The following is a 9,478-nucleotide window of genomic DNA, read 5'->3' as shown; positions in this document are numbered from 1 at the left end:
TAACTGATAACTGATAACTGATAACTGATAACTGATAACTGATAACTGATAACTGATAACTGATAACTGATAACTGATAACTGATAACTGATAACTGATAACTGATAACTGATTTAGGATTCTACCATTTGCAGAAATTGGGCTTCTGAAAGGGTTTTTATGCCTAATTTTTGAGCCTTTTTGAGTTTCTCACCGGGGGCTTTACCGAGGAGAACATAATCAGTGTTCGCACTGGGGGAACCAGTAACAGTACCACCGACATTAATAATCAATGATTTCGCTTTCTCGCGACTGATTTTGCTGAAGGTTCCTAGTATAACTACGCTTTTTCCCCTTAGGGGATTTTCTGCGGATTCTTGACTCGTCTGGACTATCTTTGCTGCGGGTTGCACTTCTAAAATCGTATCGGCAACTGGGATTTTTTCTGCTGCTACTACCGGAGTTTCCTCGTCAACCACCTGGGGAGTTTCTGGTTCTTCTACTACCGGAGTTTCCTCGGCAACCACCGGGGTAGTTTCTGGTTCTGCTACTACCAGAGTTTCACTAATAATTGCTTCTGGTTCATTAGTAGTAATAGGGGCAGTTTGTCGAGAGAAATCGTCTCTTTCTTGTTGTAGGTTTTGAATTTGAACCTCTAAAGCAGCGATTTCTTCTTGCTTAGTTGTTAACTCACTCTCGAACTTAATTTTTTCCTTTTCTAAAGCTTTAGCTGCCGTTTTTTGGACTTCTAAATCTTGAGTTAGTTGGCGATTTTGTTGGCTTAATTCCTCGATATGACGGGAAGTTGTGGTTTCTAATTGGTCTTTTTCGGCACTTAATTGGTGTAGTTGAATCTCTAAATTGGCAATATTTTCCCGATAGGTTTCTAGCTGTTGCGGTAACTGGTTTAATCCCTGTAATTGCCCTTCTAAATCAGCAATTTTTGCCTGAGAATCGGCCAATTGTTGCGGTAACTGGGTTAATTCCTCTAATTGCCCTTCTAAATCAGCAATTTTTTCGGCAGCAGTGGTTAATTCTGCCGATAATTCTCCTTTCTGGGCTGCTAAAGCTTGTAAATCCAGTTTAGCTGCTTCGAGACGAGCGCCGAGACTGTCCTTTTCGGCGGTTATGGCTGTCACTTGAGCGACGGTTTCTTGGAGTTTTATAGTTAAATTGTCGCATTCTTGGCCTAAAGAGAGCGATCGAGTTTGACTTGCGGCTAAATCTTCGCTGAGAGACTTTTTTTCCTGTTCTAACCCAGTAATTTGACCCTGTAAGCTGGCTATTTCTTGCTGTCCTCGCTCATAATGTTCTGTTTGGTGAGCCAGATTCTGTTCTAAGGTTTGAATTTGACCTTGCAAGCTGGGAATTTGAGCGGCTAAATCGCTTAATTCTTGGTTTTTATGCTCTAAATCGGCCACTTTTGCCCTTAATTCCTCGGCTTTTTCTAGCTCTTGCTGTAAGAGAGTTTTATCCTGTTCTAGGGTCTGAATTTGACTAGAGAGAGAGGTGGTCTGTTTTTTGGTCAAATCAAATTGACGGTTAATTTCACCTTTTTGCTGCTCTAAAGTTTGAATCTGTGCCTCTAGGCTAGTAATTTGGGCTTTTTCTGCCTCTAACTGCTCCATCAAACCAGCTTTCTCCGCTTCTATTTCCTTAGCGGTGGTTTTCAGTTGTTCGATTTCACCCTCACCTATCTGCACAGCTTGCTGGAGGGACTGGAGAGAATTTTCTAAATCCGTAGCTTTGTGCTGTAATTGGGCGGAATGTTGTTCTATATGAATGATTTTGGCGTGCAGCTGCTGATTTTCGTCTTTTAAGTCTGATTGCGCCACGTCTAAACCCTTGACTTGAACCAACAAATCTGCGTTACTTTGCTGTAATTGCGCTTGTGCGGCTAAAAGGGCGGTATTTTTGCTGACGAGACCAGAGCGCGACCAGAGGAATAGTCCTCCGAAAACAGCACTTAAACCTAATCCTTCATAAATTAATTCGTTGAGCATATCTACCCTCCTAGACAAGCGAAAAACAGTCACCTAACCGAACTGATGCGGCAATTTTGGTTATAGACCTACATCTCTACTTATATCAGTTACGGGGTGCATTCGGGGAAAGGGCGGGGAAAAATTCACTTCTTTCATCCCGGTGTAAAAAGGTGATTTAGCTATTTGCGTTATGCTAACTTGTACCTGCTCCCATTCTTGGGTGATTTCTTGGTCGATTTCTTCCTGATGGTCAAAATAGTAGCCCATGGCCGCAGGAGCTATAGTTGATAATTATCCATTGTCAATTGCCTATTATCCATTAAAAACGCGAGCGCCTTTTGACCTTTGACCCCTTCCCCTTGAACTGCGATCGCTGATTAGTTGATAGTCAATAATTGATTAAAAAAACACGGATGAGAAGCTAGGGACATTTTTTCTCCGCCAAGTCGCTAGAATGGGACTAGACTTCTCAAGCTTGAAGAATCTTCCTATGTCAGACGCTGTAACGCTCGCCGATATTTACAAGTTATTTGAAAGAACTGAGGCCCAATTTGCCGAGTTTCAAAAGGAAGCCGATCGCCGCAGTGCCGAAGCCGATCGCCGCAGTGCCGAAGCTGATCGCCGCAGAGAGGAAGCTAATCGCACGATGGAAGAATTAAAAAAACAGGTACAAGAAACGACCAAAGCGGTCAATAGCTTAACAACTCCTTTGTGTCTTTTTATAGAAGAAATGGTAGAGCCTGCGGTCGTGGGTTTATTTCAGGAATGGGGCATTGATGTCACCCAAACGATGAGTCGCTTGAAAAGTAAGCGTCCTGGGGCGGCAATGGAGATTGATATTGTGGCGGTGAATGGGAGCGAGTTGGTGGCTGTGGAATGTAAATCTCGACTGTCGAGGGATGATGTAGATGATTTTGTCAGCCGATTACAGCGATTTAAGGTTGCTTTCCCCCAATTTCGAGAGTTTCGGGTTTATGGGGCAGTGGCAGCAATTGAAATTGATCAGGGGATAGATGTCTATGCCTATCGGCGCGGTTTGTTTGTGATTAAGCAGTCGGGGGAAACGGTTAAAATTATCAATGATACTCAGTTTCAACCTTTGGGTTTTGCTTAAGGTGTTTCATCAGCAGCTTAACAGGAGTCGCACTCATGGTTCTGGTATTTGTAAATCTCGACAAATTTTTCGCGTCAAGAATTCATTGATTTCACGATGGCGCGGAATGGCTGAAGATTTCTGATTGACACGATTTACATAAATCGTATGATTGCCGCCTTCTCTTAAGAATTCACAGCCATAAGCTTCTAAATGACGAATTAAGTTTATACGTTTCATGCAGCCCAGAAAGTAACAGACTCTCGAATCACTTCTTGTCCTTGCAGTTGCTCTTCAGCTAATATACGATTAGCTTCTAAAACTAGCTCAATTGCTTCTTCTAAATTACTTCTAGTTTCTTCTAGAGTCTCTCCTTGAGTATTAGCTCCTGGCAATTCTTCGACAAAACCAATATAGCCTTCGGGAACTTTCTGGAATATTTTTGTTAGTTTTAGTTGCATGATTTACCTCAGAATTTTAAATTACATCACCCACCATCATTAAAGTTAGCGGTGCGTTACGGCTGCTGAAGTGAAGCTAACGATATAATCGGATACAGCCCAAGCTGCATAATTAAGAGCCTGACGAATATCTTCCTCCTCCAACTCTGGATAAGCCTCTAAGATTTCCTGAATAGATAACTGACTAGCCAACAGTTTCAAAACAAATCCTACAGTGATACGCATTCCTCGAATCGTTGGCTGTCCAAGACATATTTGTGGATTAACAGTAATACGGTCTAGCTCTCTAATCACCGTGGAACTCCTGAGATAAACTCCTCCTGTATTGTTACATACAGCAATGAATGTTGAGCAAGTTTCTGCGCTGCTGCGTGTGAATTAAGCGGCGACGAGAGTAAATATACAGCATTTATCCACCAACTAACACCAATCACGGGTTGAGGTTTCGTTGAGGACATCGAGAGGGAAAAGCCTTTTTGGATATTCTGAGCGTTAGCGGTGGTTTTAGAATACACCATCTCTAGGAGCCTATCTTGCTATAATGTAAACTGTCAGGAGTCATTTTGGAAACCATCATGGAAATAAAAAACATTAAACAAAAAGCCAGAAATTTAATCGATAAATTGCCGGATAATTCTACATGGGATGATTTGATGTATGAGATTTATGTGAGACAGGCAATTGAAGCAGGATTAGCCGATAGTGAGGCGGAAAAGGTTATTTCTGTGGCAGAAGTACGCACTAAGTTCAAGCTAGAGCCATGAAAGTTTTCTGGACAGAAACCGCCGTTAATCATTTATCAGCCATCTACAACTACATATCACAAAACTCCCCTCAATATGCTCAAAGACTGGTGGAAAGATTGACCAGACGCTCAGAACAGATTGCTAATTTTCCCTTTTCGGGTCGTCTTGTTCCGGAGTTTGAAACTGAGCAGATCCGAGAAGTTATCGAGGTTTCTTACCGCATAATTTATTATATCAAGCCTGAGCAAATCGATGTTATTGCGGTACTTCATGCTGCCCGAAACATTGAAAATCCACAAGATTAACGATAATCCAAGACCATTGGGGGAGTAAATTAATGGCAGCAGTGAAGATTACCAAAAAGCGCAAGAAAGAACCACAAAGGCACAAAGAACACAAAGATTTTCTCACCCATAACTTTCTAGTAGGAAGCATACTACAAAAAAATCGGAGCGGTGGCTGACTCCTTGGTGATAGGTATCGGAAACCCAGAACTATCCAAGGGCGCACCCTACAATCTGTTAACGCAATTTAAATTACGAACAGCTTAATACGATTTGGTTTCATGATTAATGGTTCTTCGGTTTGTGTTATGCTATGGACGGGGATTATAAGGGATGGAACCCTTATATAGAAAGACATTTGGCAATTTTTGTCAATTGTTTTCGATCTAGAACGAACTAATCAATTAAATCTCTTGCCAGATCAGGATTTAGTCGATTTATGTCCCCCTATCGAACCATACCAAGTAACGAAGAACCTGATTAATGAAAAGACCGTATTTAGTTTAAGAATTTAATAACACAATCTTTGAGTCATCGGAGGAAGCTGTACTCACCATTGCTGAATATTCGCCATTATAGTTAGTAAATTCAGATGGTGATCTGCGAATATTGGATAAACGAATTTGCCAATCGGAAACCTGGCTATATGTTAGGTGATGAGTGTTGGAGGTTGTTGTCCATACTCCCCATAAACAGGAATCTTCAAATTGGAGCAATCCTGCTTTCCGTAAATTAAAGGCTTGGGGAGTTCCAGGTAAAGGAATAATACTGTAACAGGAAGTTTGAAATTCTAGTTGTGGGTTAATTTCTACCAGTTCATCTACTAGGTCGGTAATTGCTTCCTCAAGACGTAGTAAGTCATCATGGTCATCATCGGGTAAACCAATAATAATGCCATAAGTAACCACAGGTACACCAGTTCTGACTACAGATTTCATCAATGTACAATGCTCTTGCCAGGGTAGCAACTTCTTGTAGGCTTCCCGTCCGAAAACAGGACGTTCAGCAGGGATATAAGCTAAAGGACAACCGACTTGACCATCCCAACCAAATAAGGCTTGAATCAGTTCTTCATCCGGTCTAAGATCAGTGTTTTCATAGTTACGCCCACTTCCCAAGGTGGTTTTCCTCAGTTCCAGACCATTCGGCCACATCAGAGATACTCCGATCTCCCGCGCACCATTGGTAATTTCCATAATCTCTTCTCTCCCTCCAGGAAACAGTCCACGGGCGAGAAATTGATCAGAACCGATATTAATCGCAACCGCCCCTGCTTCTTTCTGGATCGCCAACCATTTGAGGGCTGTTTCTGGGGACATTCTGCGATAGCCAGTACCGTAGGTAGGAGTCATACAAAAATCACAGGTGCGATCGCAACCAATATCTGCTACCAGTGAACCGACAGGGACTTTTCCTTGAACATTAGGAAGTGTCCCTAGACATTCTTTTGCGACTTTCACCGAAGGCAGAGCCCATTCCTCTGGACTTTTGGCTTTAGTTTTTCTGGGATATTGTTTACCGTCAGCAAAAATTACTCCTGTCATTTCTTCCCGTGGCGTTCTTCCCAATACATAATCAAAAAGCGCCCAATTTGCCGCTCCAGATTTATCTTGAACAACCGCTGTTGCACCTGCTTTTAAGTAGTGCTGCGGTTCCGCCAAAGCATCTGAACCACCAACGACAATAGGGCGATTTCCTTTAGCCAGATGTTCAAGTGCCATACAGGTAACTTGGCGATCTTGAGAGAAATTTACTGTTACACCCCAAGCATCAAAGGCTTCAGGATTAAGGGCGGAAATGTTGCCCCCCACATAAGTTTTCCGCAAGTTCATCCCTTTCCAGGACACCTCACCAAATTCTTCACTGTAATTATCATCTCTGAGGTTTACTAATTGGGCATCAAATCCTCCCGCTTGCAAGTCAGGAATCAAAACTTGTTTACTGATTAAAGAACGATGCCTATATAAAGAAGTCCAATTTTTTCCTTCTGCATCGTATAGTCCAGTAGCGGGAACTTCAATTAGTCCGATGGTCGGAGTTGTTTCAGATTTGGTGATCATAATCATCGCTCACAGGGAGTTAATCTTTGGGAGTTAATCTTTGGCGTACATTATTACCTGACTGATTCAAAAGTACCTGATAGTGCCTAAAAAGTCAAGGTTTTTTTGAGATTCGTGAGAAAACGGGTTTCTTCAAGAAAACCGTTTTCTTTTCTCTCGCACTATCTCGCGCAATCCGAAAACCAGCGTGTTGATAAAAATGGGGACGAAACCAGTTGCGGTAATATTTTCAAGCTTCTGTTTCATTCGTGATCCAACACCCTCCTAACATCATCTGATAATTCTGGCACTAATTCCATCTGGCCAATACCCCAATGACGACGATGATCCCCTTGTTGTAAATAGATTAAACCGTTGCGTTGCTGTTACAGGCAATACTACTATTAACCAGCTTAGTTGGGGAAAAAATCTCAATTACCGTCAATGGTTAACCTAAGAAAATATTTCAGTCTCTCCGTCGGGAAATAACCTATTAGAGACTGAAAAATCTTAGTCATTCCATTCCCCTTTGGGTGGTACGGGAGGATTGCGTCGAAGATGACGGGTTAAGTCCTCATCCGGTTGTTTCTCTCCTCTTAGCCACTGTTTAATCGCTGTTTCGATAATGCGACTAGGATCGTTAGTCAGGTGTTTAATCTGTTCTAAAACTTCCGAGTCAAGGTGAATAGCGATTTCAACTTTCTCCGCCGTGCGCTGAGTCGGTGTAGCATTGTCGTTCATAAGCTCTATTAATGATTGCTATCTATCATTCTACCCATCAGTCGAGGATTGTCATCCAAGAGTTTACCTATAGTAATCCGATTTGGACAAATCATAGAGCCTTTCCTTAGCCATTGCCCTTTGCCTGATTTTGTCAGCATACTCAAACTGACCATAGTTTCCTGTGGATGCCGAGAGGGAAAGCTAAGGTCAAAACCCTGACTATACTTGCAGTTTAGCTTTTTTTACCTTTTACTTTTCGCTTTTGCTCCAGCCTTAGAGACTTTACCTCTACAATGAATTAAGGAATCTAAAATTTTATAAACCCCTGACTTTTGCCAACAGTGAACCACGATGACTGACGTTCCCGTTTCTCGCATTCGCAATTTTTCCATCATCGCTCATATCGATCATGGTAAATCAACTCTCGCCGATCGCCTCCTGCAAATTACGGGAACCGTAGCCCAACGGGAGATGAAAGAACAATTTCTCGATAATATGGACTTGGAACGGGAACGAGGTATCACCATCAAGTTACAGGCGGCACGGATGGATTATACCGCTAAGGATGGTCAAAAATACGTTCTCAATCTGATTGATACCCCCGGCCATGTGGATTTTTCCTACGAGGTTTCTCGGTCTCTAGCGGCGTGCGAGGGAGCTTTATTAGTTGTGGATGCGTCCCAAGGAGTAGAGGCGCAAACTTTAGCCAATGTTTACCTAGCGCTGGAAAATAACCTCGAAATTATCCCAGTTTTAAATAAAATCGACCTACCCAGTGCCGAACCGGAACGGGTCGCGGCGGAAATCGAGGAAGTGGTGGGTTTAGACTGTAGTGAGGCGATTCGGGCCTCGGCTAAGGCTGGGATCGGTATTAATGATATTCTAGAGTCGATCGTCCAATTAGTTCCCCCTCCCCAAGATACCCTCGAAGAACCCTTCCGAGCTTTAATTTTTGATAGTTATTACGACGCTTATCGAGGGGTAATTGTCTATTTCCGCGTCATGGATGGTCGGGTGAAAAAGGGCGATAAAATTCGTTTTATGGCTTCCGGTAAAGAATTTGTGATCGATGAATTGGGAATTTTATCACCGCAACAGGTACAGGTAAATGAACTGCACGCGGGAGAAGTGGGTTATCTGGCAGCCGCGATTAAAACCGTCGCCGATGCCCGGGTGGGTGATACGATTACTCTAACCGCTAAACCAGCACAAGAGCCTTTACCCGGTTATACGGAAGCAAAACCGATGGTTTTCTGCGGATTATTCCCCACCGATGCCGATCAGTATGCCGATCTCAAAGATGCGCTGGAAAAGTTAAAATTAAACGATGCAGCTCTATCCTACGAACCGGAAACTTCTAGCGCCATGGGTTTTGGTTTCCGTTGCGGTTTCTTGGGACTGCTACACATGGAAATCGTCCAGGAAAGACTAGAAAGGGAATATAACTTAGATTTAATTACCACCGCTCCCTCGGTAGTTTATCAGGTCACTACCACCGATGGGGAAATTGTCGAAGTGGATAACCCTAGTTTGTTACCTTCCCCACAAAAACGGGAAAAAATTGAGGAACCTTATATCCAAGTGGAAATGATTACTCCGGAAACCTATGTAGGTGCTTTGATGGAATTATGTCAAAGTCGTCGGGGAGTTTTCAAGGATATGCGTTATTTTACTAAAACTCGCACCGCTTTGATTTATGAGTTACCTTTAGCAGAAGTGGTGACGGACTTTTTTGATCAATTAAAATCTCGATCGCGCGGTTATGCTAGTATGGAATATCAATTAATTGGCTATCGGGAAAATGAGCTAGTTAAATTAGATATTATGGTCAATGGTGATCCCGTTGATGCTTTAGCGATGATCGTTCACCGGGATAAAGCTTATTATGTTGGTCGCGCTTTAACTGAAAAGTTAAAAGAATTGATTCCCCGGCATCAATTTAAGGTTCCCATTCAAGCAGCTATTGGTTCTAAAATTATCGCTAGTGAACATATTCCCGCTTTAAGAAAGGATGTCTTAGCTAAGTGTTATGGTGGCGATATTAGCCGCAAGAAAAAGCTGTTAGACAAGCAAGCAAAAGGGAAGAAACGGATGAAAGCGATCGGAACTGTTGATGTCCCGCAAGAGGCATTTATGGCAGTCCTAAAACTCGATCCTCAGTAAAGTCT

The 9,478-nt window shown here is 42.6% G+C and carries 11 protein-coding genes; 4 read left to right on the top strand and 7 right to left on the bottom strand.

Annotation, left to right across the window (positions count from 1 at the left end; genetic code table 11):
- Positions 1–113 precede the first annotated feature (113 nt).
- A complete protein-coding gene (locus H6F92_RS05865) occupies positions 114–1,982 on the bottom strand; it encodes a BRCT domain-containing protein (protein ID WP_190357118.1) in 1,869 nt (622 codons plus the stop codon).
- Positions 1,983–2,042: 60 nt separating this feature from the next.
- On the bottom strand, positions 2,043–2,231 hold the full coding sequence (locus H6F92_RS05860) for a hypothetical protein (RefSeq protein WP_190357117.1): 189 nt from the start codon (positions 2,229–2,231) through the stop codon (positions 2,043–2,045).
- Between the two features lie 223 nt (positions 2,232–2,454).
- Between H6F92_RS05860 and H6F92_RS05855 the strand changes: the two genes are divergently transcribed.
- Positions 2,455–3,078, top strand: coding sequence for a DUF3782 domain-containing protein (locus tag H6F92_RS05855; RefSeq protein WP_190357116.1), 624 nt, complete (start codon positions 2,455–2,457; stop codon positions 3,076–3,078).
- Positions 3,079–3,111: 33 nt separating this feature from the next.
- Here H6F92_RS05855 and H6F92_RS05850 read toward each other — a convergent pair whose 3' ends face one another.
- The 3 genes from H6F92_RS05850 to H6F92_RS05840 are packed head-to-tail and all read right to left on the bottom strand — an operon-like array spanning position 3,112 to position 3,812.
- Positions 3,112–3,297: a type II toxin-antitoxin system HicA family toxin gene (locus tag H6F92_RS05850; protein WP_002735013.1), complete on the bottom strand. Its 186-nt coding sequence runs from the start codon at positions 3,295–3,297 to the stop codon at positions 3,112–3,114.
- Positions 3,294–3,518, bottom strand: coding sequence for a type II toxin-antitoxin system HicB family antitoxin (locus H6F92_RS05845; protein ID WP_002734968.1), 225 nt, complete (start codon positions 3,516–3,518; stop codon positions 3,294–3,296). Before H6F92_RS05845 ends, H6F92_RS05850 begins: the two co-directional genes overlap by 4 nt.
- 45 nt (positions 3,519–3,563) lie before the next feature.
- Positions 3,564–3,812, bottom strand: a complete 249-nt coding sequence (locus tag H6F92_RS05840) for a DUF433 domain-containing protein (RefSeq protein ID WP_002762195.1) — start codon at positions 3,810–3,812, stop codon at positions 3,564–3,566.
- 281 nt (positions 3,813–4,093) lie between these two features.
- On the opposite strand from H6F92_RS05840, the gene H6F92_RS05835 reads away from it, so the two are divergent.
- Together H6F92_RS05835 and H6F92_RS05830 are read left to right on the top strand one after the other, a co-directional pair.
- Positions 4,094–4,282: a hypothetical protein gene (locus H6F92_RS05835; RefSeq protein WP_002762197.1), complete on the top strand. Its 189-nt coding sequence runs from the start codon at positions 4,094–4,096 to the stop codon at positions 4,280–4,282.
- Positions 4,279–4,569 (top strand): type II toxin-antitoxin system RelE/ParE family toxin, encoded by a 291-nt coding sequence (locus H6F92_RS05830; protein WP_002794527.1) that lies wholly within the window; start codon positions 4,279–4,281, stop codon positions 4,567–4,569. Before H6F92_RS05835 ends, H6F92_RS05830 begins: the two co-directional genes overlap by 4 nt.
- A gap of 482 nt (positions 4,570–5,051) precedes the next feature.
- On the opposite strand, the gene H6F92_RS05825 is transcribed toward H6F92_RS05830, so the two are convergent.
- Together H6F92_RS05825 and H6F92_RS05820 are read right to left on the bottom strand one after the other, a co-directional pair.
- Positions 5,052–6,608, bottom strand: a complete 1,557-nt coding sequence (locus tag H6F92_RS05825; RefSeq protein WP_190357115.1) for a radical SAM protein — start codon at positions 6,606–6,608, stop codon at positions 5,052–5,054.
- A gap of 489 nt (positions 6,609–7,097) precedes the next feature.
- Positions 7,098–7,328 (bottom strand): type II toxin-antitoxin system CcdA family antitoxin, encoded by a 231-nt coding sequence (locus tag H6F92_RS05820; RefSeq protein ID WP_002762207.1) that lies wholly within the window; start codon positions 7,326–7,328, stop codon positions 7,098–7,100.
- 333 nt (positions 7,329–7,661) lie between these two features.
- Between H6F92_RS05820 and lepA the strand changes: the two genes are divergently transcribed.
- Positions 7,662–9,473, top strand: a complete 1,812-nt coding sequence (lepA, locus tag H6F92_RS05815) for a translation elongation factor 4 (protein WP_002762209.1) — start codon at positions 7,662–7,664, stop codon at positions 9,471–9,473.
- The last annotated feature ends 5 nt before the right edge of the window (positions 9,474–9,478 follow it).

Origin of the sequence: Microcystis wesenbergii FACHB-1317, assembly GCF_014696875.1 — a bacterium.
GTDB lineage: Bacteria > Cyanobacteriota > Cyanobacteriia > Cyanobacteriales > Microcystaceae > Microcystis > Microcystis wesenbergii_A.
This window is presented reverse-complemented; position numbering and strand designations above follow the sequence as displayed.

What these genes read in the sequence shown, in the direction of transcription:
- H6F92_RS05865 (WP_190357118.1), bottom strand. Translation starts at nt 1,982, where the DNA reads ATGCTCAACGAATTAATTTATGAAGGATTAGGTTTAAGTGCTGTTTTC.
- H6F92_RS05860 (WP_190357117.1), bottom strand. Translation starts at nt 2,231, where the DNA reads ATGGGCTACTATTTTGACCATCAGGAAGAAATCGACCAAGAAATCACC.
- H6F92_RS05855 (WP_190357116.1), top strand. Translation starts at nt 2,455, where the DNA reads ATGTCAGACGCTGTAACGCTCGCCGATATTTACAAGTTATTTGAAAGA.
- H6F92_RS05850 (WP_002735013.1), bottom strand. Translation starts at nt 3,297, where the DNA reads ATGAAACGTATAAACTTAATTCGTCATTTAGAAGCTTATGGCTGTGAA.
- H6F92_RS05845 (WP_002734968.1), bottom strand. Translation starts at nt 3,518, where the DNA reads ATGCAACTAAAACTAACAAAAATATTCCAGAAAGTTCCCGAAGGCTAT.
- H6F92_RS05835 (WP_002762197.1), top strand. Translation starts at nt 4,094, where the DNA reads ATGGAAATAAAAAACATTAAACAAAAAGCCAGAAATTTAATCGATAAA.
- H6F92_RS05830 (WP_002794527.1), top strand. Translation starts at nt 4,279, where the DNA reads ATGAAAGTTTTCTGGACAGAAACCGCCGTTAATCATTTATCAGCCATC.
- H6F92_RS05825 (WP_190357115.1), bottom strand. Translation starts at nt 6,608, where the DNA reads ATGATCACCAAATCTGAAACAACTCCGACCATCGGACTAATTGAAGTT.
- H6F92_RS05820 (WP_002762207.1), bottom strand. Translation starts at nt 7,328, where the DNA reads ATGAACGACAATGCTACACCGACTCAGCGCACGGCGGAGAAAGTTGAA.
- lepA (WP_002762209.1), top strand. Translation starts at nt 7,662, where the DNA reads ATGACTGACGTTCCCGTTTCTCGCATTCGCAATTTTTCCATCATCGCT.